General features: G+C 33.2%; 19 protein-coding genes and 1 riboswitch. Of the genes, 15 read left to right on the forward strand and 4 right to left on the reverse strand.

Going from position 1 to position 25788, the window contains the following annotated elements:
- The first annotated feature begins 3 nt into the window (after positions 1-3).
- From PW52_RS09465 to PW52_RS09475, 3 genes are all read left to right on the forward strand, one after another.
- Positions 4-1866, forward strand: coding sequence for an ABC-F family ATP-binding cassette domain-containing protein (locus PW52_RS09465; RefSeq protein WP_044632668.1), 1863 nt, complete (start codon positions 4-6; stop codon positions 1864-1866).
- Between the two features lie 7 nt (positions 1867-1873).
- A complete protein-coding gene (locus tag PW52_RS09470; protein WP_044632669.1) occupies positions 1874-2635 on the forward strand; it encodes an O-methyltransferase in 762 nt (253 codons plus the stop codon).
- Between the two features lie 64 nt (positions 2636-2699).
- Positions 2700-3806: a DUF748 domain-containing protein gene (locus tag PW52_RS09475; protein ID WP_044632670.1), complete on the forward strand. Its 1107-nt coding sequence runs from the start codon at positions 2700-2702 to the stop codon at positions 3804-3806.
- 11 nt (positions 3807-3817) lie between these two features.
- On the opposite strand, the gene PW52_RS09480 is transcribed toward PW52_RS09475, so the two are convergent.
- Positions 3818-5386, reverse strand: coding sequence for a DUF5723 family protein (locus PW52_RS09480; protein ID WP_117584370.1), 1569 nt, complete (start codon positions 5384-5386; stop codon positions 3818-3820).
- Positions 5387-5494: 108 nt separating this feature from the next.
- Here PW52_RS09480 and PW52_RS09485 point away from each other — a divergent pair, with 108 nt between their 5' ends.
- The 5 genes from PW52_RS09485 to PW52_RS09505 all read left to right on the forward strand — a co-directional run bounded on the left by PW52_RS09485 (position 5495) and on the right by PW52_RS09505 (position 13290).
- Entirely contained in the window at positions 5495-6067 is a 573-nt protein-coding gene (locus tag PW52_RS09485; RefSeq protein ID WP_044632671.1) for a cob(I)yrinic acid a,c-diamide adenosyltransferase, read from the forward strand.
- 346 nt (positions 6068-6413) lie between these two features.
- Positions 6414-6635 (forward strand): DUF2795 domain-containing protein, encoded by a 222-nt coding sequence (locus PW52_RS09490; protein ID WP_019387375.1) that lies wholly within the window; start codon positions 6414-6416, stop codon positions 6633-6635.
- Between the two features lie 173 nt (positions 6636-6808).
- The gene (gene secA, locus PW52_RS09495) at positions 6809-10165 is read left to right on the forward strand and encodes a preprotein translocase subunit SecA (RefSeq protein ID WP_044632672.1); all 3357 of its coding nucleotides are present in this window, start codon (positions 6809-6811) and stop codon (positions 10163-10165) included.
- A gap of 168 nt (positions 10166-10333) precedes the next feature.
- Entirely contained in the window at positions 10334-10786 is a 453-nt protein-coding gene (locus PW52_RS09500) for a hypothetical protein (protein WP_044632673.1), read from the forward strand.
- A 119-nt stretch (positions 10787-10905) separates the two neighbouring features.
- The gene (locus PW52_RS09505) at positions 10906-13290 is read left to right on the forward strand and encodes a hybrid sensor histidine kinase/response regulator (protein WP_052823448.1); all 2385 of its coding nucleotides are present in this window, start codon (positions 10906-10908) and stop codon (positions 13288-13290) included.
- Here PW52_RS09505 and PW52_RS09510 read toward each other — a convergent pair.
- Together PW52_RS09510 and PW52_RS09515 are read right to left on the reverse strand one after the other, a co-directional pair.
- The gene (locus PW52_RS09510) at positions 13282-14622 is read right to left on the reverse strand and encodes a sigma-54-dependent transcriptional regulator (RefSeq protein WP_044632674.1); all 1341 of its coding nucleotides are present in this window, start codon (positions 14620-14622) and stop codon (positions 13282-13284) included. The two genes, PW52_RS09505 and PW52_RS09510, sit on opposite strands and share 9 nt — an antisense overlap.
- A 123-nt stretch (positions 14623-14745) precedes the next feature.
- Entirely contained in the window at positions 14746-15054 is a 309-nt protein-coding gene (locus tag PW52_RS09515) for a hypothetical protein (protein ID WP_044632675.1), read from the reverse strand.
- 421 nt (positions 15055-15475) lie between these two features.
- A riboswitch (TPP riboswitch) is annotated at positions 15476-15568 on the forward strand.
- Positions 15569-15646: 78 nt separating this feature from the next.
- On the opposite strand from PW52_RS09515, the gene thiM reads away from it, so the two are divergent.
- The 4 genes from thiM to thiD are packed head-to-tail and all read left to right on the forward strand — an operon-like array spanning position 15647 to position 18487.
- Complete coding sequence (thiM, locus tag PW52_RS09520) at positions 15647-16411, forward strand: hydroxyethylthiazole kinase (protein WP_044632676.1); 765 nt, start codon at positions 15647-15649, stop codon at positions 16409-16411.
- Positions 16412-16416: 5 nt separating this feature from the next.
- Positions 16417-17040, forward strand: coding sequence for a thiamine phosphate synthase (thiE, locus tag PW52_RS09525; RefSeq protein ID WP_044632677.1), 624 nt, complete (start codon positions 16417-16419; stop codon positions 17038-17040).
- On the forward strand, positions 17037-17690 hold the full coding sequence (tenA, locus tag PW52_RS09530; RefSeq protein ID WP_044632678.1) for a thiaminase II: 654 nt from the start codon (positions 17037-17039) through the stop codon (positions 17688-17690). Before thiE ends, tenA begins: the two co-directional genes overlap by 4 nt.
- Complete coding sequence (gene thiD, locus PW52_RS09535; RefSeq protein WP_044632679.1) at positions 17678-18487, forward strand: bifunctional hydroxymethylpyrimidine kinase/phosphomethylpyrimidine kinase; 810 nt, start codon at positions 17678-17680, stop codon at positions 18485-18487. The genes tenA and thiD overlap by 13 nt, the downstream gene beginning before the upstream one ends.
- A 136-nt stretch (positions 18488-18623) precedes the next feature.
- On the opposite strand, the gene PW52_RS09540 is transcribed toward thiD, so the two are convergent.
- Positions 18624-20084 carry an aminoacyl-histidine dipeptidase gene (locus tag PW52_RS09540; RefSeq protein ID WP_044632680.1) on the reverse strand — a complete coding sequence of 487 codons (1461 nt, stop codon included), beginning with the start codon at positions 20082-20084 and terminating at the stop codon, positions 18624-18626.
- A 175-nt stretch (positions 20085-20259) separates the two neighbouring features.
- On the opposite strand from PW52_RS09540, the gene PW52_RS09545 reads away from it, so the two are divergent.
- The 3 genes from PW52_RS09545 to PW52_RS09555 all read left to right on the forward strand — a co-directional run bounded on the left by PW52_RS09545 (position 20260) and on the right by PW52_RS09555 (position 25701).
- Positions 20260-21327, forward strand: coding sequence for a DUF3810 domain-containing protein (locus PW52_RS09545; RefSeq protein ID WP_044632681.1), 1068 nt, complete (start codon positions 20260-20262; stop codon positions 21325-21327).
- Between the two features lie 74 nt (positions 21328-21401).
- On the forward strand, positions 21402-24404 hold the full coding sequence (locus PW52_RS09550) for an amidohydrolase family protein (RefSeq protein WP_044632682.1): 3003 nt from the start codon (positions 21402-21404) through the stop codon (positions 24402-24404).
- Between the two features lie 25 nt (positions 24405-24429).
- Complete coding sequence (locus PW52_RS09555; RefSeq protein ID WP_044632683.1) at positions 24430-25701, forward strand: amidohydrolase family protein; 1272 nt, start codon at positions 24430-24432, stop codon at positions 25699-25701.
- Positions 25702-25788: the final 87 nt, after the last annotated feature.

The raw sequence follows: 25788 nt of genomic DNA on the forward strand, positions 1-25788 counted from the left end.
ACCTTGAATTACTTAACAGTAGAAAACATAGGAAAATCTTATGGCGAGTTAACCTTGTTCGAAGATATTTCGTTTAGCGTACATAAAGATCAAAAAATTGCTTTTGTAGCCAAAAATGGCACAGGAAAAACATCCATATTAAAAATTCTTTCCGGTGAAGACATGCCGGATAAAGGAAATGTTATTTACCGTAAAGATATTAAGGTTTCTTTTTTATCACAAGACCCAAAATTTGATAAAAATTTAACTATTGAAGAAACCATTTTTGTAAGCGATAACCCCATATTAAAAGTTATTGCTAATTACGAAAAAGCGCTGTTAAATCCTGAAGAAACTGAAGCTTACCAGAGTGCTTTTGAAGCTATGGAACGTCACCATGCTTGGGATTTCGAAACGCTTTACAAACAAATACTTTTTAAGCTTAAACTTGATAATTTAGAACAAAAAATAAGCACGCTATCTGGCGGGCAAAAAAAACGGCTTGCATTAGCCAATGCTTTAATTAATAAACCAGACTTACTTATTCTAGACGAGCCAACCAACCATTTAGATTTAGAAATGATTGAATGGCTTGAAAGTTTTTTTGCCAAAGAAAATATTACGCTTTTTATGGTAACGCACGACCGCTACTTTTTAGAACGCGTTTGTAATGAAATTATTGAACTAGATGAAGGCCAATTATACACCTACAAAGGTAACTATTCGTATTATCTAGAAAAACGAGACGAACGCATTGAACGCGAAGCCGTAGAAACAGGAAAAGCCAAACAACTCTTTAAAAAAGAACTTGAATGGATGCGCAGACAACCAAAGGCACGAACTACAAAATCGAAATCTAGAATAGATGATTTTACCGATATAAAACATCGTGCACACCAGCGCCGTAACGATCATCAAATTCAGTTAGAATTAAACATGGAGCGTTTAGGTAGTAAAATTCTAGAATTCCATAATGTCTCCAAAGCATTTAAAGATAAACGCATTCTTGATAAATTTGAATATACCTTTAAAAAAGGCGAACGTGTTGGTATAATTGGTAAAAATGGTACAGGAAAAACCACATTCTTAAACATTTTAACCCAAACAGCGCAACCCGATTCTGGTAAAGTAGTAAAAGGCGAAACTGTAAAATTTGGCTATTACACCCAAAATGGCATTACTATAAAACCAGAACAAAAAGTTATTGATGTAATAAAAGAATTCGGCGATTTTATTCCTTTAAAAAAAGGCAGACAAATTAGCGCACAACAACTTTTAGAACGCTTTTTATTCAGTAGAAAAAAACAATACGATTTTGTTGAAAAACTAAGTGGTGGCGAGCGTAAACGCTTATATTTATGTACCGTTTTAATTCAAAATCCTAATTTTTTAATTCTCGATGAACCTACAAACGATTTAGATATTGTTACTTTAAATGTTTTAGAAGAATTTTTACTAGATTTTCCAGGTTGTATTATCGTTGTATCTCACGACCGCTACTTCATGGATAAAATTATAGATCATCTTTTTGTTTTCAAAGGTGATGGTAAAATTGAAGATTTCCCTGGAAACTATACAGATTATCGTGTTTACGAAGATAGCCAACCAGAAATTCCTGCAATAAAAGACGATAAAAAAGATAATAAAACGTTAAAACAAAACGAAGCTTCAAAATTAAGCTATAACGAGCAAAAGGAATTAAATAATATAGAAAGCAAATTAAAATCGTTAGCTTACGATAAAAAACAACTTGAAGATAAATTCTTAAACCCCGATTTAACACAAGATCAAATTAACGCCCTTTCTGAAGAATTACAAGATATTATAAATGCTATTGAAGCAAAAGAAGAACGTTGGTTTGAATTAAGCGAAAAATTAGAAGGTTAAAGTTTTAATGCATCAAGTAAAACAATACATAAAATTTCTACTAAGGTCTACCAATCAACATGGTGTGCACTCTCCTTTTGTCTATAATTTGGTAACACAATGCTTTTATAGCAAAACAAAACACAGCCATTATAAAACCATTAAAAACTACAGAAAAGCGCTATTATTCAATAAAAAATCTATAAAAGTAACCGATTTTGGAGCAGGTTCACATACCTTTAAAAAGCAAGACCGACAAATATCTAAAATGGCAAAACATGCCGGCTCAAGCTTCAAAAGAACTAAATTATTATTTCGAGTTTGCAAATATTTTAAACCTAATAACATTTTAGAAATAGGCACTTCTTTAGGTTTAAGTACACATGCCATGAGTCTTGGTAACCCAAATGCAACTATAACGTCCTTAGAAGGCTGTCCAAATATTTCTAATTTCACATCGAGCCTTTTAAACAATAAAAACATCAAAATAGTTACTGGAAATTTTAGCGAGACAATAAATAAGCAAACATCCATACCGTACGATTTAGTTTATTTTGATGGCAATCACCAAAAGGAAGCTACTTTAAATTATTTTGAAACCTTATTAGAAACAGCCCATAACGATTCAGTTTTTATTTTTGACGATATTTATTGGAGCCAAGAAATGACCGAAGCTTGGGAAACCGTAAAAAAACACCCAAAAATCACGGTTACAATAGATACTTTTTTCTGGGGATTTGTGTTTTTTAGAAAAGAACAAGCGAAAGAACATTTTACTATTCGCATATAATACATTTACTTTTTTATGAGTTTGTTAACTCAAAAATTAACTAAAAAGTGTAATATTATTAAGCATGAAAAAGAATAGCTTAAAAAACAACCGTAAATTTTACAAAAAGAAAAAATTCAAACTTCCATTAGCCATACTAATTATTCTTATCACAGCACGTTTACTTTTACCATTTATAGTAAAAAATTATGTAAACAAAACTTTAGCTAATATACCAGGATATTATGGCCATGTAGATGATATTGACATTTCCCTAGACCGTGGCGCTTACACCATAAAAGATTTATACCTAAATAAGGTAAATGCAAAAACGCAAGTGCCTTTTTTAAACTTCCCAAAAAGTGACATTTCCTTAGAGTGGAAATCGCTTTTTAAAGGAAGTATTGTTAGTGAAATAATAATGTACAATCCGCAGGTTACTTACATTTTAGAAGATCAAGAAACGACAGTTAATGGTGAACAAGCCGAACTTGACGACTGGACAACAGCTATTACAGATTTAGTGCCACTAGAAATAAACCACTTCGAAGTGCATAAGGGCAAAGTAGGTATTGCTCAAATAACTACAGAACCTAGTTTAGATTTATACATGGATAATGTTGAATTTTATGCAGAAAACTTAAGAAACGTAGTGGAAAACAGCAACAAACTACCTTCGCCTATATCTGGTTCTGGTGTTAGTATTGGTAATGGTAATTTTAATATTAATGGTACTATTAACCTAATTAAAACAGTTCCCGATTTAGACATAGATTTTGAACTTACCAACGCAAGTGTAACTTCTATTAACGATTTTACTCGCCATTATGGCGGTATCGATTTTGAATATGGTAACATTGATGTTTATGGCGAAATCGCTATTGCCGATAGCTACCTAAAAGGCTACATAAAACCTATGTTAAAAGACTCTAAACTTATTGGTAAAGACGACGGTATATTAAGTACCATTTGGGAAGGTTTTGTTGGCTTATTTAAATTTATATTAAAAAATAAAAACACAAAAACACTTGCTACTAAAGTCCCTCTAGAAGGCGATTTAAGCAATGTAAATGCTGGCATATTCCCTACCATTATAAATATATTTGAAAACGGCTGGGTTAAAGCTTTTAAAACCGAAATTGATAAAGAAATAAGATTTAATGATGCAAAACAAAACACAAAAAACGATTAGAAAAGTTAGCTTTAAGGTTTAGGACAACCATGATTATCAACCGCTCCAGACTCATTAGGACATTTATCTAAATGATCTGGAACACCATCTACATCTCTATCGGTCCATGGGCAGCCACCATTTTCAATTGGTCCAGCATAATTAGGGCATTTATCATCTTTATCTTTAATACCATCATTATCGCTATCTTCTGTTCTTCTATGAAGAAACGGCACTTTTAGTCCAGCATAAAAATCAGTTGTTTTTGTATTCGCGGCTGCAAGAGAAGAAAGAATACTTCCCGACCCTAAATACAAAGGACCATATCTAAAACCAAGCCCCATTTGAAATTGCTCATATTCCACAACACTTACAGGTAAAAAACAACTAAACCATTTGGTTTCATAGCGAGGTGTAAGAGCAAGTAAATTTACAGCAGAACTTGTTTTTTCTTTTCCTTTTTTGGTTAATGCCAAATCCGAATTAAAGTTTAAATAAACCAATCCTTCATGTAAATTTAAATCGGCACTAAAGTGTAACGCCATTGGCAACTGTGTGGTATACGAGTTACTCGATGCTGTTAGGGTATAAAAATTATTCAAAAAACTTCCAATATCATCTGCTTCATCCAATTCTAATTCACTAACGTTAGAATTTGTAATATCGAATGTTTCCTCTAAGCCTTCGTTGTAATTTATTGAGCCTAAATCGGTAATTGAAAGTCCAATTTTTAAATAATACTTATTCTTATCTTTAAAATTATAATCTTTATCTTCTAAATTATCCTGATCGTAATTTTTATATTCAGGACGCCATTCGTAAACAAAACCAACATCAACACCAAAACCAGTAGCGTCAGGTATTTCATAATCTACATCTCCATTATCAATATTAGCAAAACGCCCGTAGGTAATTTGTCCGGTAGACGAAAAACTTGCAGCAGTTTCGCCACCGCCTACATCGGTTCCGTCGGCATCATAATTAAAGCTTACATTATTTCCATAAACATAACCACTACCAAGGCCTTTTAAATATTTAAATGATGCTCCTGCTTTAAGAAAATGCTGCGCTTTATTCATTAAAACCAATCCGTAACTTAGTCCAAATTCGGCCCAAGCTTGACCAAAAACGCTAAATTCATCCTCATTAATCATAAAATCATCAGAGTCATTGTTATCTATAGCTTCAATATTTTCTCCATTAACATCATTTACGTTTACAACCGAACGAACCCGAGAAAACAAAGCTATACCATGATTTTTATTAAAGCTTATTAAAAAAGACGGCCCCATAATATCTTCATTAACAAAAGCGTTATTATTTACCGAAGCAGATGTTGAGGCATCAACACTTATATCGTAACCACTCGAGGTTACTTTTAACAGATCTACTCCGTAATAATCATTACCAACTAAAGTACTTGACCCAAATAAATTTACATCTGCAACAAAACGTGAATCGGCTATATTAGCGGGGTTGCTAATAACACTATTTACACCACTGTAATTATCGGACAGAAAACCGATGTAAGACTGCCCATTTACTATTAAAACCATTAAAAAGAAAGAAAGAGTGAGGGAAGTTTTTTGAATAAATTTCATTAATGTTACTTTTGAAAATTGAAAAGAATTTAGAGCATATATAACGCTCTGTTTTTATAATAGCTACTCAAAACTATTAATTGATTTTTAAAAATCTATATTTATATTATGAAAATTTACACCAAAACAGGAGATAATGGAACAACGGCACTTTTTGGGGGTTCACGTGTACCAAAAAACCATATCCGTATTGAAAGCTACGGAACTGTAGATGAGCTTAATTCGCATTTAGGACTAGTGCGTGACCAAAATATAAATAAACACTACCAAGCTGTTATTATTAAAATACAAAACAAACTATTTACCATTGGCGCTATTTTAGCAACCGATCCAGAAAAGGCAACTTTAAAAAATGGTAAAGCGCGTTTAAATATTGAAAAAATATTAAATGAAGATATTGAGCTTTTGGAACACGAAATGGATGCCATGAACAAAACCTTACCTGCTATGACGCACTTTGTTTTACCAGGCGGACATCAAACCGTGTCATTCTGTCATATTGCGCGCTGTGTTTGCCGTAGAGCCGAGCGTTTAGCTACCGCACTTTTTGAAATTGAGCCTTTTGAAGACAATGTGCTTAAATACTTAAACCGCCTTTCTGACTACCTTTTTGTATTGGCACGAAAGTTGACTTACGACTTGCAAGCTGATGAAGTTAAGTGGATTCCGGAAAAGCATTAAACGATAACTTAAACCTTTTTTAGAACACGCCATTGCGCTAGGGATTGCAGCGAATAGCTTTTGGCGAGGCGCGCATCGAGCCAAAACTTGTAGCGTAAAGCCCGACCCTTTTTGGGTAGCGCTAAAAATAAATTAGCTTTAAACGTTCATAAAATTATTGAAACATTGGTTTAAATTTATATTTTATGCCCAGAGATGCATTAAATATTTATGGTTTAAACCAGTTTAAAACTGTTGATAGTCAGTAAAATTGAACGTTTTTTTATTTAAATTAAAATAATTCACTTTTTTCTTGCCTGTTTAAACTAAAAATTTATTTTTGCAGAAAAATTAAAACGAACACAACATGTATTGGACATTAGAATTAGCATCTTATTTAAGTGATGCGCCTTGGCCAGCGACTAAAGACGAATTAATAGATTACGCTATTAGAACAGGTGCTCCTTTAGAGGTAGTTGAAAACTTACAATCTATTGAAGACGAAGGCGATTCGTATGATTCTATTGAAGAAATCTGGTCTGATTACCCAACCGATGAAGATTATCTTTGGAATGAAGATGAATATTAAATAAAAGCTTAAAATATAGTTAAAAAGTCTCGTTTTGAGGCTTTTTTTTATGCTTTTAGTTACATAAAATAATAACATACTGTATCTTTGAATGCTGTTCTAGATACAAAGAACATAGTAAAATAAAACCCCATGTTTCCCAAGTAATTGGTGAAACTTTAAAATATATACACATGAGTTTTTTAGATTCTGTATTAAAGGTATTTGTTGGCGATAAATCGAAACAAGATGTTAAAGCCATTATGCCTATAGTAAAAAAGGTAAAAACCTTTGAGAGTGCTTTAGAAGCCTTATCGCACGACGAACTTCGCGCAAAAACTGCCGAGTTTAAAGCTAAAATTGCCGAGGCTACTAAAGCTACTAACGAGCAAATTAACTCCCTTTTAAACGAAGCCGAAAATACCGACGATATTGATGCTCGCGAAGATATTTACGAGCAGGTTGATAAACTTAAAGATGAGGCCTACAAACAATCGGAAGAGGTGCTAAACGACATTCTTCCAGAAGCCTTTGCTGTAGTTAAAGAAACCGCGAAGCGCTTTACTAATAATACTGCTTTAAAGGTAACAGCGAATGAGTTTGACAGAACGCTTTCTGCAGACAAAGATTATGTAACACTAGAAGGCGATACGGCGACTTGGGCCAACTCCTGGGATGCCGCTGGAAAGCCAATTACTTGGGACATGATTCATTATGACGTTCAACTTATTGGTGGTATTGCCATGCACCAAGGTAAAATTGCCGAAATGCAAACAGGTGAAGGTAAAACATTGGTAGCCACGTTACCAGTTTACCTTAACGCACTTGCAGGTAAAGGTGTACACTTGGTAACGGTTAACGACTACTTAGCAAAACGTGATAGCGCGTGGATGGCTCCAATTTTTGAGTTCCATGGCCTAACAGTAGATTGTATCGATTATCACCAACCTAATTCTGCTGCTCGCCGTAAAGCCTACCAAGCCGATATTACTTATGGTACAAATAACGAATTTGGTTTCGATTACCTCCGCGATAACATGTCGCACTCACCAGAAGATTTAGTGCAACGACCACATAACTATGCCATTGTCGATGAGGTTGACTCTGTTCTAGTTGATGATGCGCGTACACCATTAATTATATCGGGTCCAATTCCGCAAGGCGACCGCCACGAATTTACCGAGCTAAAACCAAAAGTAGACGATATTGTAAGCGTACAACGTAAATATTTAACCGGAGTTTTAGCTGAAGCTAAAAAACTAATTACTTCTGGAGACACCAAAGAAGGCGGTTTTCAATTACTTCGTGTGTATCGCGGTATGCCTAAAAACAAAGCACTTATTAAATTTTTAAGTGAAGAAGGTGTTAGGCAATTGCTACAAAAAACCGAAAACTTTTACATGCAAGACAACAACCGCGAAATGCCAAAAGTGGATGCAGAGTTGTACTATGTAATAGAAGAAAAAAACAATCAAATTGAATTAACCGATAAAGGTGTAGAATATATTTCTGGTAAAGATGATCCTAACTTTTTTATTCTTCCAGAAATAGGAATTGAAATTGCTAAAATTGAAGAAAAAAACCTACCAAAAGAAGAAGAAGCCGAACTTAAGGAAGAGCTTTACAAAGATTTTGGAATAAAATCAGAACGCATCCATTCTTTAAATCAGCTTTTAAAAGCATATGCTTTATTTGAAAAAGATACACAATATGTGGTTATGGATAATAAAGTTATGATTGTAGACGAGCAAACAGGCCGTATTATGGATGGCCGTCGTTACTCCGATGGTTTACACCAAGCTATTGAAGCTAAAGAAAATGTAAAAATTGAAGATGCTACTCAAACTTTTGCAACAGTAACACTTCAAAATTACTTTAGAATGTACCGCAAACTTTCTGGTATGACAGGTACAGCAGTTACCGAAGCTGGAGAATTCTGGGAAATTTATAAACTTGATGTGGTAGAAATCCCAACCAACAAACCTATTGCTAGAGACGATCGCGACGATTTAGTTTACAAAACCAAACGCGAAAAATACAATGCCGTAATCGAGGAAGTTACCAAATTATCGCAAGCTGGACGTCCGGTGTTAATTGGTACAACATCGGTAGAAATTTCGGAATTACTAGGTAAAATGCTTAGTATTCGCAAAATTCCGCATAATGTATTAAATGCAAAACAACATAAAAAAGAAGCCGAAATTGTAGATCAAGCTGGTAAAAGTGGGCAAGTAACTATTGCAACTAACATGGCTGGTCGTGGTACCGATATTAAATTAAGCGACGAAGTTAAAGCCGCTGGTGGTTTGGCCATTATTGGTACAGAACGCCACGATTCGCGTCGTGTAGACAGACAATTACGTGGTCGTGCCGGTCGCCAAGGAGATGTTGGTAGCTCACAATTTTACGTATCGTTAGAAGATAACTTAATGCGTTTATTTGGTAGCGAACGTATCGCTAAAATGATGGATAGAATGGGCTTAAAAGAGGGCGAAGTTATTCAGCATTCCATGATATCGAAATCTATTGAGCGTGCGCAGAAAAAAGTTGAAGAAAATAACTTTGGCGTACGTAAACGTTTATTAGAATATGACGATGTAATGAACGCCCAACGTGAAGTGGTTTACAAACGCCGCTACAACGCTTTAAATGGTGAACGTTTACGTGTAGATTTAGCAAATATGATTTTCGATACTTCGGAAAACATTGCCGAAACAAACAAAGGCGCTAACGATTTTAAAAACTTTGAGTTTGAATTAATTCGTTACTTCTCGATGAGTTCTCCTATTTCTGAAGCTGAATTTGGTAAACTTTCTGCACAAGATATTACATCAAAAATTTACAAAGCCGCTTTCGAAAACTACCGTGAGAAAATGGAGCGCAATGCAGAAATTGCTTACCCAGTTATTGAAAATGTATACGAAAATCAAAGAGATAAATACAAACGTATTGTAGTACCATTTACCGATGGTGTTAAAAGCTTAAACGTTGTTACCGATTTAGAAAAAGCTTACCAAACCAAAGGAAAGCAATTAATTACCGATTTTGAAAAGAATATTACACTTGCCATTATTGACGATGCCTGGAAAACGCATTTACGTAAAATGGACGAGCTTAAACAATCGGTTCAATTAGCTGTTCACGAACAAAAAGATCCGCTTTTAATTTACAAATTTGAAGCTTTCGAATTGTTTAAAGCCATGATTGATGAGGTTAACAAAGATGTTATTTCATTTTTATTTAAAGGTGAATTACCAAGCGAAACTCAAGAAAACATTCAAGAAGCTAGAACTAGAAAAGCTGAAAAAGTACAAACACGTAAAGAAGAAATTCCTAATCTTGACGAACGTGCAGCACAAAGCCGATCTGTAGGCGCTGGAGCCAGCCAACAGCAACAAGTGGTTGAAACTGTTGTTCGCGATAAACCAAAAATTGGTCGTAACGATCGTGTTACTATTAAACACGTTATGAATGGTGAAAGCAAAACCGTTAAGTACAAACAAGCTGAACCTTTATTAGCTAAAGGCGATTGGGTTTTGGTTGAAGAGTAACACATTATACTGTCATTCTGAACTCGTTTCAGAATCTAAATTCAAAATAAAAAGAACCTGAAACAAGTTCAGGCCAACATAAAAAAATCTCGAGAACAACTGTTTTCGGGATTTTTTAATATTCAACGCAACCTTTTTAAGCAAATATCATCTAAGTAAAAAAACAAGATGAAAAAACTATTAGTATTATTTACTCTGTTAACTATTTCAATAAGTTGTAAAAGTAGTGACGATAATATAGACTGTGCTGCTGTAACTTGCGAAGCTTCTTCGTATTACATAAAAATAATAGATTCTGAAACAGGAAATAATTATGTAACCGAAAACAATATAACAGATAATAATATTACAATTAAAAATACTGAGAATGACGCTATTTATTTCTACATAGTTTCAACCATTAATGAAGATTATAATAATACAATAAGCATAAGTTTAAATACTTTAAACAACGAATCTATTACTATTGATAATCTGTCGGAATTAGAAACTTCATATTCAACAACCATTACAGATACCAATAGCTGTTGCCCAAATATTTTAATTCAAGACTTTACAGTATTTACAGAATATAACTATACGTTCGATTATGAATTAAACATTTTAACTATTTATGTCTAACATTATAATTAAAACTTAATTTATAAATATATACTAATTGTGTATACTCTTATATTATATATTAATTTCTTCTCAACTAAATCATCTTTAAACACGTATATTTTACAAATACTGTTTAAATGCTCTTACCTAAAATAAAAATTACATTTAAAGTCTTAGTTGGTTACTTAATACTTGGCGTTTTGGCTTCTATATCCGGGATTTTAGTATTATCTGAGATTAAGACATTTAACCAATTACAAGGTCAAGATATTGAAGATCAAACCAAAATTTTAAAGATTGGTAATATTATAGCAACCATTTACGAAAATGAAAGTCTAGCTAGAGCAGCAATTCAATTGAAATCGAATAAAAAGTTTGACGAATATTTAAAAGAAAACAATAATCTTCTTTTAAAAATTGACTCATTAAACACTATGATAGATAATGAGAGCCAAGGGTTTATTTTAGATAGCGTAAAATTAATTATCGCAAAAAAACTAACCAATATAACCGACTTAAAAAACTTAAAACTACATGACAACTCCAACACATCTATTAATAAGGCAATAGATAAACTTAGCTCTATAGACCCACTTTTGGGTAAAATAGCAATAACAGATTTTGTTGAAAACCCTAATAATCTAGATAAAAAAACTCAAGAGAATCTAAAAGAATATGTGAGGATTTTAAATAAGTATAACCCACAAGACGACTTAAACAGTATCGATCAAAAACAGATTGATTCAATCTTATCTATTTCTAAAAATGTTTTAAAAGAAGCACAGCAAGAAAGCAACTACCAGCGCCAATCTTTACAAAAAAAAGAACGTGATCTTATTGAAAACGACTTACAAATTTCGCAGAAACTTAATAAATTATTAAAAACTCTAGAAAACGGTATTATTTTTTACACAAATAGCATAAAAAAAGAAAGAGAAAGAACATTACAACAAAGTCAAAACATAATAGTTTATGCCGCAGGAATTAGTTTTATTATAATTATTTTATTTTCAATTATTTTTTTAAATGATTTTTGGAAAAGTCAACGGTATCGTAAACAATTAGAGTTGGCAAATCAAAAAACATCATCATTGTTAAAAAGTAGAGAACAATTAATATCTATGGTTAGTCATGATTTACGAACCCCTCTAAGTACCATTACTGGTTATAGTGAATTATTACAAAATTCAAATTACTCAACTAAAGAAAATCATTATATAAAACACATCCGTAATGCATCGAATTACATGAGGCAATTGGTAGACGATCTTTTAGAGTTTAAAAAAATTGAACATAAAAATATCACTATACAGTCTGTACCATTTAATATAAAACAACTAGTCGATGAAGTTATAGAAAACACAAAGCCTAATAATAAGAATCTTATAAATTTCTCTGTAAAACTTAATAACTGCGAAAAGTATACAATTATTAGCGACCCATTTAGAATAAAACAAATACTAAATAATTTAGTTACAAACGCTTTTAAATTTACTTATTTAGGGGGAATTACTCTTGAAAGTAAATTACAAAATAACAACGGCAAATTTACATTACAAATTAGTGTAACAGATACGGGCTCTGGAATTAGTAAAGCACAACAGGAACATATTTTTAAAGCATTTACACAAGGTAATAATCAAAACGAAAGTCATAAAAATGGTTTTGGTTTAGGCTTAACTATTTCTAAAAAGTTAGCAGAACTTTTAAAAGGAAGCTTAACATTAAATAGTATAATAGACAAAGGCAGTACCTTTACTTTAAAAATCCCTGTATCGGTTAAAATTAATGATGCTAATTGCTCGAACACAAAAATAAGAGCTATTATTATTGAAGATGATACTGCTTTAAGAGAACTATTAAGAGACTATTTTAAACAACTTGGTATTGAAGTTTTTATTTTTAATAATGCACAAAAAGCTCTTATTGCCGTTGAAACAATTTCGTATGACCTAGTTTTAACCGATATACAATTACCTAAAATGAATGGGGTTCGCTTTATAGAAATTTTAAAAAAACACCATTCCTACCGTGGCCAACCACTAATAGCTATGACAGGACGAACAAACTTGACTATTAAAGACTATTTAGACATCGGTTTTTCTGAAGTTATAATTAAACCGTTAAGCATCTATAAAATACAAAATATCCTTAGAATATATTTTAATATTAAATTAGAAAAACACGATAACTTCAATAATGAATGCAATACTTTCAGCTTAACTTCATTACAATCTTTTTTAAACAATAATTCTATTGCTTTAAATAAAACCTTAAAAATAGTACTTTATGAGACTGAAGAAAGCAGATTAAAATTAAATGCAGCAAAAATCAATAATGACATAAAAAAAATTAATAACATAAGTCATAAAATGTTAACCATGATGAAGCAGCTAAACGTTAAGGAAGTTGTTCCTATTCTTGAATATCTTGAAACTGCTACAAAAATTAATGACCATACTTTTAATAATCTAGAAAAGGTTTTAAATAATTTTATAATTGAATTAAAAAAATTAATTTAAATTATATTCCTTAAGTTTATTATAAAGAGTCTTTCTTGTAATATTTAAAAGTTTTGCTGCTTGAGTTTTGTTATTATTAACTTCTTGTAAAGCACTTATTATTAAGTCTTTTTCATTTTCTTTTGTTGAAAATTTATTTTCTACAATTATTTGTTTTTGTAATTTAAAGAGTTCAATTGGTAAATCGCGTTCTGTTATAAGGTCGGTTTGCGATAATAGTGTAGCTCTTTTTATAACATTTGAAAGCTCTCTTAAGTTACCTGGCCAATGATAGTTTTGAAAAGTATCTAAGACATCCTTTGAAAAACCAGTAATAGTTTTGTTTAACTGGTTATTTGCCTTATCTAAAAAGAAATCAGCGTAAAGAATTAAATCATCTTTCCTCTCTTTTAAACTAGGTACTTTTATTGAAAATTCATTTAATCTATGATATAAATCTTCTCGAAAATCACCTTTTTCTACAGCCAAAAGCAGATCTTCATTAGTTGCAGTTATTAATCTAATATCGACATGAATTTCATCGCTACTACCTATAGGCTTTACTTTTCTTTCCTGCAAAGCTCTTAATAATTGTATTTGATTTTCGTAAGATAAATTTCCCACTTCATCTAAAAACAATGTTCCGCTATTAGCTGATTCAAAATGACCGGTTTTATCATTTATAGCTCCTGTAAATGAGCCTTTTTTATGTCCAAAAAATTCGCTTGAAGCAATTTCTTTAGGTATGGCTCCACAGTCTACTGCAACAAAAGGATTGTTTTTTCTAGCACTTTTTAAATGTATACTTTTAGCAACGACTTCTTTACCAGTACCACTCTCTCCTGTAACCAAAACTGACATATCTGTTGGTGCTACTAAATCTACATATTCATTTAATGTTTTTGAAGCAGAACTAATACCTGTTATATATCTTTTTGCAGAAGCCTTATCTTTCAATTTATGTTCATTACTACTACTTTCTTTATTAATAGCTTTGACCTCTAAAGCATTTGATATAACCTCTAAAACTTCAGAAGGGTTAAATGGTTTTGATATATAATCGAAAGCACCTTGCTTCATCGCTTGAACAGCCGTAGAAACTTCAGCATAGCTAGTCATCAAAACAACAGGAATTTTAAAATCCGTTTGTTTCACTTGTTTTAACAAAGAAATACCATCCCCATCAGGTAACCTTAAATCTGTAAAAATTAAATTATATTTCTTCGTATTTAAAAGCTTCGAAGCATTATTTATATTATAACATAAATCGACTTTATACTTATGGCGTTCAAGAAAATGCTTTAACATTTCAGAAAAAGCAACGTCATCTTCAATTAATAAAATATGCTTCATAAAATAAAATAATTAAAACAAAAATAAGGCCTTAACTTTGGTTTACCCTTTAAAAAAAACATAAAAAAAGAGATGCTAATGAAAACATCCCTTTAATAAATCGAAATTATGGATTAATTAATTTTATTTTTTAACTGCACTCTCTTCTAGCCAATTGCCTTCTTTATCTGCATAGACTATAGAAGTTTCATCGTCCATTGTAAGTTCCAATTTATATTGCTCACTCTCATTCATGTAAGCTTTAGCTATTGTTGCTGTTGAAAAATCTTTTTGAATAGCACTAGTTATAGCAGCTGGTAATTTCTCTAAAGCAATTTCTTTAAACTCTTCATTTACTACAGAAATTAATTCTGTTGGTAATACATTATTAGAGATTGCAAAAGTTGAAATTCCACTAGTTAAAATAGCTACTGTTAAAATTAATTTTTTCATGATTTTTAAAATTTAAATATTATTGATTTGTTTACCCTTTGAGTAAAGAAAGAAACATGCCATAAAAAATACTAGCACACAAAAAAAACACAAACAACTATATATCAATACAATAAACAAAACACACCTTTATAATGAATAAAACATACTGTATAAAAAGTGTGTAATAAATAAGTTTAATGTGTAATTTTTACACATTAAACTTATTTATTACAGTTTTGCATTATAATACTATACTTATTCTTATAAAGAATAAACAGATATAAAAATAGCTCATACCAAACTAACTTTTATCCTGTATTTCATGATTCGTTTTGGCCTCGTCGTAAACCTTAACTTCGCTAAAAAATGAATAGATATTCGTTTTGCGGTGTAATTAATTTCAACTAAATTCGTTTCAAATAGTTTATAAAATAAATTACTGAATTGTTAGGGGTGCCACAAATTGGCTGAGATTATACCCTATGAACCTGATATGTTTAACAACAGCGTAGGGAAACGAGGATTGTAACACACATTTGATGTATATCAATATACAAGCCACTTTCATTGCTGTGAAAGTGGCTTTTTTTATTAACAAAAACTAAAAATTATGTCTAAAACAAACGCATTTAAAAACATACTAAACAGCATTAAAAACACATCGCCATTGGTGCACAATATTACCAATTACGTCGTCATGAATAATACAGCCAACGCCTTACTTGCTGTTGGTGCATCACCCGTTATGGCTCATGCTATAGAAGAAGTTGAAGATATCGTGTCCATATCATCTTCCTTAGTTATTAATATGGGTACTTTAAGTGAAAAATGGATTGATGCCATGCTACTTGCTGCAAAAAAAGCCAAGACTTTAAACAAACCTTTTGTTTTCGATCCGGTTGGTGTGGGTGCTTCAAAATATAGATCGGAAACCGCGCAACGAATTATAAACGAAGCCACACCAGATATTATTCGAGGAAATGCTTCAGAAATTATGGCATTAGCACAACTCACAAACAGCACGAAAGGAGTAGACAGCACCGTAAGTTCGGACACGGCTGTAGTTGCAGCTGAAAAACTATCAAAAGAATTAAACAACACTATCGTTATTAGCGGTGCTACCGATTATATTGTTACTGGAAACACTATTGACGAAGTTACCGATGGCAGTGCCCTCATGCCAAAAGTAACAGGAATGGGTTGCACAGCAACAAGTATTATTGGTGCTTGCATTGCTGTTGAACCTAACTACCATGTAGCTGCCACTGTTGGCATGCAAATTATGGGAAAAGCAGGTAATTTAGCCGAAAAATCTGCGGAAGGCCCTGGTAGTTTTCAAATCCATTTCTTAGATGTTTTACATCAATTAAAATAACACCTATGAATGCTATCGACTATCGTTTAATGTTCGTAACAGATGATAGAATTAAGGACGACACATTGTTTTTCAAAATTCTAGAAGCCTCATTAAAAGGCGGAACCACCATTGTTCAACTACGAGAAAAGCAACTACACACAAAATTGTTTTATCATCGGGCGCAACAGGCAAAATCTATATGCGAAACATACAATGTGCCTTTAATAATTAACGATCGTGTTGATATTGCCTTAGCCATTAATGCCGACGGCGTTCATTTAGGACAAAATGATATGCCAGTTAATATAGCTCGAAAATTATTAGGTGAAAATAAAATAATAGGATTATCGGTTAGCAACATTCAACAAGCCGAAGCATCTAACCGCTTAAATATTAATTACATCGGTATTTCGCCCATTTTTAGCACTAATACCAAAACGAAAGATTTGGATAAACCTATGGGTATTTCTGGTTTAAAAAACATCCGAAAAATTAGTAATAACCCTATTGTATGTATTGGTGGTGTAGATGAAAAAAACGTATCTGAAATTATAAAAAATGGCGCTAATGGCATTGCGGTAGTTTCAGCAATTTCTAAAGCTAAAAACCCCGAGAATGCAGCAAAATATTTAAAACAATTACTATGAAAAATTGGTACAGCGTTATAAATAAAAAAACCGAAAATATTTTAAGTAGCATAAAAACACATGCTTTTATAACTGAGTTAATTAATGGAACCTTGCCAAACGATGTGTTTGTTTTCTACATAAATCAAGATGCACTTTATTTATCTGAATACAAAAAAATACTGGCTGCTGTTGGTACAAAATGCAGTAACGACGACGACACACAATTTTTCTTAGACTCGGCTACAGGCATTATTTATGTTGAAAATGCGCTTCATCAACAATTTTTAAAGAACGAAAAATTAACCGAAGAAACCTCGCCTTCATGCGAATTATACATTAGTTATTTATCTAGATTAACACATACTTGTTCGTTAGAAGAAGCTTTGGCAGCCGTTCTACCCTGCTTTACTATTTACAAACAAATTGGCGATTATATTTTAAGCAAACAAGACAATAACAGCAACAATCCGTATAAAGACTGGATAAACACATATAGCGGCGAAGATTTCGAGAAATCGGTAAAAAAAGCCATTGCAATAACCAACAAATATGCCGAATCTGCATCGCCAAACGTTTTAGAAAAAATGAACAAAGCCTTTATTAAAGCCTCTAAATTAGAATGGTTATTTTGGGATAGTGCTTACAACAAAGAAAAATGGAAAATCTAACAAATTACAATAGTGTTTTAACCATTGCCGGAAGCGATTCTGGTGGCGGCGCTGGCATTCAAGCCGATATAAAAAGCATAAGTGCTTGCGGTGCTTTTGCCGCTAGTGTTATTACTGCTACAACGGCGCAAAATACGCTAGGTGTTTTCGATATTCATGCCATTCCTGTGGCTCATATTGCACAACAATTAGATGCTGTTTTAAGTGATATTTCATTTGGATCTGTAAAAATTGGCATGATCCATTCTTCTGAAGTCATACAAATTATTGAAAAAAAACTAACACAGTATCAGGTTAAAAACACTGTTTTAGACCCAGTTATGGTTGCCACATCTGGCGATAAATTAATCACCGATAATGCCATTGAAACCTTAAAAGCTTTTTTACCAAAAGTAAATTTAATTACACCTAATATTCCTGAAGCAGAACTGCTAATGGAAACTAAAATTTTTACAGATAATTTTAACGCTTCCGCGGAAAAACTTGCCAACCAGTACAAAACTTCCGTTTTATTAAAAGGCGGTCATTTAAACAATAACAGCAACCAAATGAAGGACGTTTTATTTGATTGGAAAACCCAAACCATACACGAATTTATAAACACAAAAGTAAACACCAAAAACACACATGGTACTGGTTGTAGCCTATCTTCAAGTATTGCAACATATTTATGTTTAGGCCATGCTTTAGTTACCGCAGTTAACAAAGGCTGCGAATATGTAAACAAAGCCATTTATAACGGAAAAGATAAACTATTAGGGAAAGGCAATGGCCCAATTAATCATTTTGGATTATAAACAGAAGAAGCATATAAAAACAAACAAATCTGAAATATTCTCGACGGTTATCAGGAATATTTCAGATTATTAAAAACTATTTATTTATTTGGAAATTAGATCCTGAAACGAGTTCAGAATGACAGATATAAAAAGTTTAAGCTTTTGGAATATGTTTTAAAATTTCTAAAACAAACTTCCAATATTTTTGTGCCGACGAAATTTGAGCACGTTCATCTGGCGAATGTGCACCTTTTATTGTTGGTCCAAAACTAATCATATCCATACCTGGGTAATTTTGTCCAAGAATTCCACATTCTAAACCGGCATGACACGCTGCTACATGTGGTTTTTCTCCATTTAGTTCTTCATAAAGTGGTGCTAAAACTTTTAATATTTTAGAATCCATATTTGGTGCCCAACCAGGATAATCTCCAGAAAAGGCAACTTCGCATCCTGTAAGCTCGAATGTTGCACGCAATGTATTTGCTAAATCGTCTTTTCCACTTTCTAAAGATGAACGCGTTAAACAACTAATTTTTATGTTTCCATTTTTAATAATTACCCGAGCAATATTATTTGAGGTTTCTACTAAATCTGGAATATCTGCACTCATGCGATAAACACCGTTATGGGCAGCATAAAGTGCTCGTGTTACGCCTTCTTGAATACCTAAATCCATTATTTTTTCTGGTATTTCAAATGGCTCAACTAAAATTTCTAAATCTGGCTCTGTAGTTTTAAACTCGTTTTTAATAGCAACACCAAGTTCTGCTATTTGCATTTTAAAATGATCTTCCTTAACCGCATCGATAGCAACTATAGCGGTACTTTCTCTTGGGATGGCGTTACGTAAACTACCACCATCGATTTCTGAAATTCGGAGTCCGTAATGTTCGAATCCATCGAACAACAAACGATTCATTATTTTATTGGCATTACCTAAACCTTCGTGAATTTGCATTCCTGAATGTCCGCCCTGTAAACCTTTTACTTGAATTTTATAACCAATTTTAAACTCAGGAGTTTCTTCCTCGTTATAAATTCTGGTTGCCGTAACGTCGATTCCACCAGCGCAACCTACTCCAATTTCGTCGTCTTCTTCGGTATCTAAATTTAGTAAAATGCCACCAGTAAGCAATCCTCCTTTTAAACCCTTTGCCCCTGTCATTCCGGTTTCTTCATCAATTGTAAAAAGAGCTTCGATAGCTGGGTGCTCAATGGTTTTACTTTCTAAAACAGCCATTATAGTTGCTACGCCTAAACCATTATCGGCTCCAAGGGTTGTGCCTTTAGCGCGAACCCAATCGCCATCAACATACATTTCTATACCTTGAGTATCGAAATCGAAAACGGTATCGTTGTTTTTTTGATGAACCATATCTAAATGCGATTGCATCACCACAGTTGTGCGGTTTTCCATTCCTGGTGTGGCCGGTTTTTTAATAATAACGTTTCCAACGGCATCAATTACAGTGTCTAAACCTAGGTTTTCACCAAAATTTTTCATGAAAGCAATAACACGTTCTTCTTTTTTTGATGGCCTTGGAACCGCATTTAAATCGGCAAATTTATTCCAAAGTTCTTGTGGTTCTAGTTGTCTTATTTCTTGATTCATGTATTTTTTTTATTAGGACAACAAAGGTAACAAAAAGGAACCGACTTTGGCGGCTGCTCCTGATTGCAGCGGCATCCTTTTTTGAAGTATGAGAAAAAGATATAGCGGAAAGCAGGAAGAAACCTTAACAAATTTTAAACAACCATTGGGCTCTTATTTTTATTACTTTTGATGCATGCCTAAGAATAAAAAACTTGTTTTAGCTCTTGCTATTGTTCCGCAATTTTTGCTTGTGAAATTACTGGCGAAATTTCCTGAATTTGTAGAAACATATTACAGTAATGGCTTGTACATTTACATTTCGAAAGCGTTACGTTTTACTTTAGGATGGTTGCCTTTTTCGTTTGGTGATTTGGTGTATTCGATGGCTGTAGTTTACATTATTCAATGGATTTTTATTAACCGAAAACGTGTTTTTAGTGACACAAGACAATGGTTAATTGATGTTTTTGCTGCGATTTCGGTTGTATATTTTGCTTTTCACATGTTTTGGGGGTTAAATTATTACCGTTTGCCTTTGCATGAAAACCTGAATTTAGACGCCGATTATACTACCGAACAATTGGTTTTGGTAACGGAAAAATTGATTGTAAAATCGAACAAAGCGCATTTAAACATTACTAAAAACGACACTTTAATTGTAAATTTGCCATATACAAAAAACGAGATTTTAGAGCTTGCTCCAAACGGTTATAAAGCTTTAAAACAAACATTTCCAGATTTAGAATACTACCCGAAAAGTGCAAAAAAATCGTTATTTAGTTTCCCCTTAACCTACATGGGTTTTAGTGGTTATTTAAACCCGTTAACCAACGAGGCGCAAGTAAATAGCTTAATTCCTCTTTACAAATTCCCCACAACAACTACACACGAAATGGCGCATCAATTAGGTTATGCTGCCGAAAATGAAGCTAATTTTATTGGATGTTTAGCGGCCATAAACCACAGAGACGCTTATTTTAAATATACGGGTTATAGTTTTGCTTTACGGTTTTGCTTAAACGAAATTTACAGACGCGATATTTGCCTTTTTGAAGATTTAATTGCTGATGTTAATTTAGGTGTTTTAAAAAACTACGAAGAAACGCGCTTATTTTGGGAAGCACACCAAAATCCGGCTGAACCTTACTTTAAACAATTTTACAGTGGCTTTTTAAAGGCTAATAAACAGAGTAAAGGCATGGAAAGTTACAGCTATGTTGTGGCGCTTTTGGTTAATTATTTGAATGAAAAATCCCTATAAAAAGTTAAAATTTGTTAAGAATTTTTCAATAAAATCTTAAATTATCTAATTTAACCCCAAAACTAACTCAAAACATGCTAAAAAAATCCTTTTGGTTTGTTGCACTCCTTCTATCGGTAGCAATAAACGCCCAAGATTATTTCCCAAAAAACAATGGTGTACACACAAAAAACAGTAATTATACTGCTTTTACGAATGCAAAAATTTATGTTACTCCTACCGAAATTATTAAAAACGGCACCTTACTTATTAAGGATGGTAAAGTTGTAAATTCTGGAACTTCGGTTAATATTCCAAAAAATGCCGTTGTTGTAGATCTAGAAGGCAAGAGTATCTACCCTTCGTTTATCGATTTATACTCCACTTTTGGTATTAAACAACCACAGAGCTCAGGTACTCGGTCACGATCTACGGAATATGAACCAAGTAGAACTGGTTATTATTGGAACGACCACATTATGCCCGAGCAAGAAGCTATTTCCGCATTGGCATACAGCGAAAACGCTGCTACCGATTTACTTGAAGCTGGTTTTGGCGTTGTTAACACACATGTTCACGATGGCATTGTTCGTGGCACTGGAACCCTAATTGCTTTAAACAACAGCAAAGGTAATGAGCACCGTATTCTGGAAGAACATTCTGCCCAATACTTATCATTAAGTCGCAGTGTTAAAACTAAACAAAGTTATCCTAATTCCATTATGGGAAGTATGGCGCTTTTAAGACAATTATATATTGATGCCGATTGGTATGCTAAAGGCAATATTGACACCAAAGATTTATCGCTAGAGGCTTTAAACAAAAACAAAAGTTTAATTCAAATTTTTGATGCTGGTAGTAGAGCCAACATTTTAAGAGCCGATAAAGTTGGTGATGCTTACGGTATACAATACATTATGTTTGGTGGTGGCGACGAATACGAACGTATTAACGAGATTAAGGCTACCAATGCTAAAATAATTTTACCTTTAGATTTCCCTGATGCCTTTGATGTTGAAGATCCTTTTACTACAGCTTCTTTATCGCTGGAAGATATGCGCGCTTGGAACCAAAAACCACACAACCCAAAAATTTTAGCCGAAAACAATATTGAATTTGCTTTTACTACGCACAAATTAAAATCGGCTAAAGAATTAAAAGGAAAAATTTTAAAAGCTATTGAAGCTGGACTTTCCAAAGAAAAAGCCCTTGCCGCTTTAACAACCGTTCCTGCAAAACTTATTAACAAGGAAAGCGAAATAGGTTCGCTTAAAAACGGAAGCTTAGCCAACTTTTTAATTAGTTCAGGCGATATTTTCGATAAAGAAACGACGCTATATGAAAACTGGGTTCAAGGTGATAAAACAGTTATTGAAGTCCTTGACAAAAAAGATATTAAAGGCGATTATACGTTTTCCATTGCAAACCAAGATTATAAAATGTCTATCTCTGGCGAGCTAAGTAAACCAAAAACTAAAATCACCTCCAATGGTAAAACCTTAGATTCTAAGATTACTTACAACAAAAACTGGGTGAGTATTTCTATGGCAACTATAGATTCTATTAAAAATGAATTTATACGCATTATTGCCAATCCAGGAACCAACGGTTTAACCGGAAAATCTATTTCACCTAATGGCACCGAAAACAGTTTTGTTGCGAGTTTAAGTCCTTCTGAAGACACATCTGATAAAAAGAAAAAAGACAAAGACAAAGACAAAGACGATAACAAAAGCAACACACTTTACCCTGTTAGTTACCCAAATAAAGCTTTTGGCTTTAAAACCTTGCCAGAAACAGAAACTCTATTATTTAAAAATGCCACGGTTTGGACAAGTGAAGCTGAAGGCATTCTAGAAAACACCGACGTTTTAATAAAAGATGGTAAAATTATTAAAATAGGCAAAGACCTATCTGCCGGAAGAGCCAAAGCTATTGATGCTACTGGCAAGCATTTAACCGCAGGAATTATTGATGAACACTCGCATATTGCAACAGCATCTGTTAACGAAGGCGGTCAAAACTCATCTGCCGAAGTTACCATTGAAGATGTAATTGATGAAACCGACACAAACATTTACCGCAACCTTGCAGGTGGTGTAACCTCTATTCAAATTTTACATGGTTCTGCAAATCCAATTGGTGGTCGCTCTGCTATTATTAAATTAAAATGGGGCGAATCTGCAGATAATTTAGTTTACACCAACACTCCTAAATTTATAAAATTTGCCTTAGGTGAAAACGTAAAACAGTCTAACTGGGGTAGTTTTAATCGTTTTCCTCAAACCAGAATGGGTGTAGAACAAGTTTATATCGATTATTTTACTAGAGCAAAAGCTTACGATGCCTTAAAGAAAAGCGGTAAACCTTATAAAAAGGATATAGAATTAGATGTTTTAGCCGAAATTTTAAATAAAGAACGCTTTATTTCATGTCACTCGTACGTACAAAGCGAAATTAACATGTTAATGAAGGTTGCCGAAAAGTTCAATTTTAACATAAACACCTTCACCCATATTTTAGAAGGCTACAAAGTTGCCGATAAAATGAAAGAACACGGTGTTGGCGGTTCTACTTTTAGCGATTGGTGGGCTTACAAATACGAGGTAAACGATGCCATTCCTTACAACGCAAGCATTATGCACAATGCCGGTGTTACGGTTGCTATAAATAGTGACAATGCCGAAATGTCTAGACGTTTAAATCAAGAAGCTGGAAAAACCGTAAAATACGGTGGCATGAGCGAAGAGGAAGCTTGGAAATTCGTTACCATTAATCCTGCTAAATTATTACATATCGACGATCGCGTTGGTAGTATTAAAGTTGGAAAAGACGCCGATTTAGTGTTATGGTCTAACCATCCACTTTCTATTTACGCTAAAGCGGAAAAAACCATTATTGAAGGAAAAACTTATTTTGATATTGAAAAAGATAAGCAACTACAAGCTGAAGTTACAAAAGAACGCAGCGAACTTATCAATTTAATGCTTCAATCGAAAAGCAAAGGCAACAAAACACAGCCTATAAAAAAGAAAACAAAAACCTTATTACATTGCGATTCTATGGATAACGAATTAGCTGAAGCACATAGCCACTAAAAGTTAATCCTAAAACATAAACAAAATGAAAAAAACAATAACATTATTATATACGCTGTGTTGCCTTATAAGTTTTGCGCAGCAAACACCAGCACCAGAACAAACTAAAGCCATTACCATTGAAGGTGCCACTGCACATATTGGTAACGGCGAGGTTATAGAAAATGCCTTAATTATGTTTGAAGGCGGAAAAATAACCTACATTGGAAGCGCCTTAACCAAAATTGCTAGAAAAGGTGAGGTTATTAATGCCAAAGGAAAACACGTTTACCCTGGGTTTATTGCGCCTAATACCACTTTAGGTTTGGTTGAAATTGATGCCGTTAGAGCATCAGACGACGATGCTGAAATGGGACTTTGGAATCCAAACGTTAGAAGTTTAATTGCTTACAATGCCGAATCTAAAGTTGTAGAATCTATGCGACCTAACGGTGTACTTTTGGGTCAAATTACACCTCGTGGCGGATTTTTATCTGGAACATCGTCTATCGTTCAATTTGATGCTTGGAACTGGGAAGATGCCGCTGTAAAAGTTAATGATGCCGCACATTTAAACTGGCCTCGTACTTTTAGAAGAAGACGTGGTAATGTAAGCGTAAACAAAGATTATGATAAACAAACTGAACAAATAACAACTTATTTTACAAATGCAAAAGCTTATTTAGGTGGCGATAAAACACCTACACATTTACCTTTTGAGTCTCTAAGTGGTGTTTTTAATGGTTCGCAAAAATTATTTATTCATGCCGATGAAGAAAAAGGTATTATTGAAGCCGTAAACTTCGCAAAAACCTTCAATCTTAAAAACATTGTTATTGTTGGTGGTGCCGAAGCTTATAAAACTACAAAGTTGTTAAAAGACAACAATATTCCTGTAGTTTTAATGCGCACACATTCTTTACCTGATTTAGATGACAACGATTACGATTTACCATATAAAATGGCTAAACTTTTAACCGATGCAGGTTTAACCATTGCACTTGAAACTAACGGATCAATGGAACGTATGAACACCAGAAATTTACCGTTTTATGCCGGAACCACTGTTGCATATGGACTAACAAAAGAACAAGCTCTACAGTTAATTACCTTAAACACAGCCAAAATATTAGGTATTGATACTAATTATGGATCGCTTGAAAGCGGAAAAAGCGCGACCTTATTTATATCGGAAGGTGATGCGTTAGATATGCGAACAAATATTATTTCTGAAGCGTTTATTGATGGCAGATCTATTAGTTTAGAAACGCACCAAACAACACTTTGGAAACGTTATTCTAAGAAGTTAGAAAACTAATTATAGCGACTTAAACTAAAAAGAAGCTGTTTAAAAAGTGATTCCCTTTATATGTCAGCCTGAACTTGTTTCAGGTTCTCATGACAT

This window comes from Neotamlana sedimentorum (assembly GCF_000943565.1).
GTDB classification, from domain to species: Bacteria; Bacteroidota; Bacteroidia; order Flavobacteriales; family Flavobacteriaceae; genus Neotamlana; species Neotamlana sedimentorum.

What these genes read in the sequence shown, in the direction of transcription:
- thiE (WP_044632677.1), top strand. Translation starts at nt 16,417, where the DNA reads ATGAATGCTATCGACTATCGTTTAATGTTCGTAACAGATGATAGAATT.
- PW52_RS09500 (WP_044632673.1), top strand. Translation starts at nt 10,334, where the DNA reads ATGAAAAAACTATTAGTATTATTTACTCTGTTAACTATTTCAATAAGT.
- PW52_RS09540 (WP_044632680.1), bottom strand. Translation starts at nt 20,084, where the DNA reads ATGAATCAAGAAATAAGACAACTAGAACCACAAGAACTTTGGAATAAA.
- thiM (WP_044632676.1), top strand. Translation starts at nt 15,647, where the DNA reads ATGTCTAAAACAAACGCATTTAAAAACATACTAAACAGCATTAAAAAC.
- PW52_RS09490 (WP_019387375.1), top strand. Translation starts at nt 6,414, where the DNA reads ATGTATTGGACATTAGAATTAGCATCTTATTTAAGTGATGCGCCTTGG.
- PW52_RS09545 (WP_044632681.1), top strand. Translation starts at nt 20,260, where the DNA reads ATGCCTAAGAATAAAAAACTTGTTTTAGCTCTTGCTATTGTTCCGCAA.
- PW52_RS09480 (WP_117584370.1), bottom strand. Translation starts at nt 5,386, where the DNA reads ATGAAATTTATTCAAAAAACTTCCCTCACTCTTTCTTTCTTTTTAATG.
- PW52_RS09485 (WP_044632671.1), top strand. Translation starts at nt 5,495, where the DNA reads ATGAAAATTTACACCAAAACAGGAGATAATGGAACAACGGCACTTTTT.
- tenA (WP_044632678.1), top strand. Translation starts at nt 17,037, where the DNA reads ATGAAAAATTGGTACAGCGTTATAAATAAAAAAACCGAAAATATTTTA.
- PW52_RS09550 (WP_044632682.1), top strand. Translation starts at nt 21,402, where the DNA reads ATGCTAAAAAAATCCTTTTGGTTTGTTGCACTCCTTCTATCGGTAGCA.
- PW52_RS09505 (WP_052823448.1), top strand. Translation starts at nt 10,906, where the DNA reads ATGCTCTTACCTAAAATAAAAATTACATTTAAAGTCTTAGTTGGTTAC.
- PW52_RS09470 (WP_044632669.1), top strand. Translation starts at nt 1,874, where the DNA reads ATGCATCAAGTAAAACAATACATAAAATTTCTACTAAGGTCTACCAAT.
- PW52_RS09475 (WP_044632670.1), top strand. Translation starts at nt 2,700, where the DNA reads ATGAAAAAGAATAGCTTAAAAAACAACCGTAAATTTTACAAAAAGAAA.
- secA (WP_044632672.1), top strand. Translation starts at nt 6,809, where the DNA reads ATGAGTTTTTTAGATTCTGTATTAAAGGTATTTGTTGGCGATAAATCG.
- thiD (WP_044632679.1), top strand. Translation starts at nt 17,678, where the DNA reads ATGGAAAATCTAACAAATTACAATAGTGTTTTAACCATTGCCGGAAGC.
- PW52_RS09510 (WP_044632674.1), bottom strand. Translation starts at nt 14,622, where the DNA reads ATGAAGCATATTTTATTAATTGAAGATGACGTTGCTTTTTCTGAAATG.
- PW52_RS09555 (WP_044632683.1), top strand. Translation starts at nt 24,430, where the DNA reads ATGAAAAAAACAATAACATTATTATATACGCTGTGTTGCCTTATAAGT.
- PW52_RS09515 (WP_044632675.1), bottom strand. Translation starts at nt 15,054, where the DNA reads ATGAAAAAATTAATTTTAACAGTAGCTATTTTAACTAGTGGAATTTCA.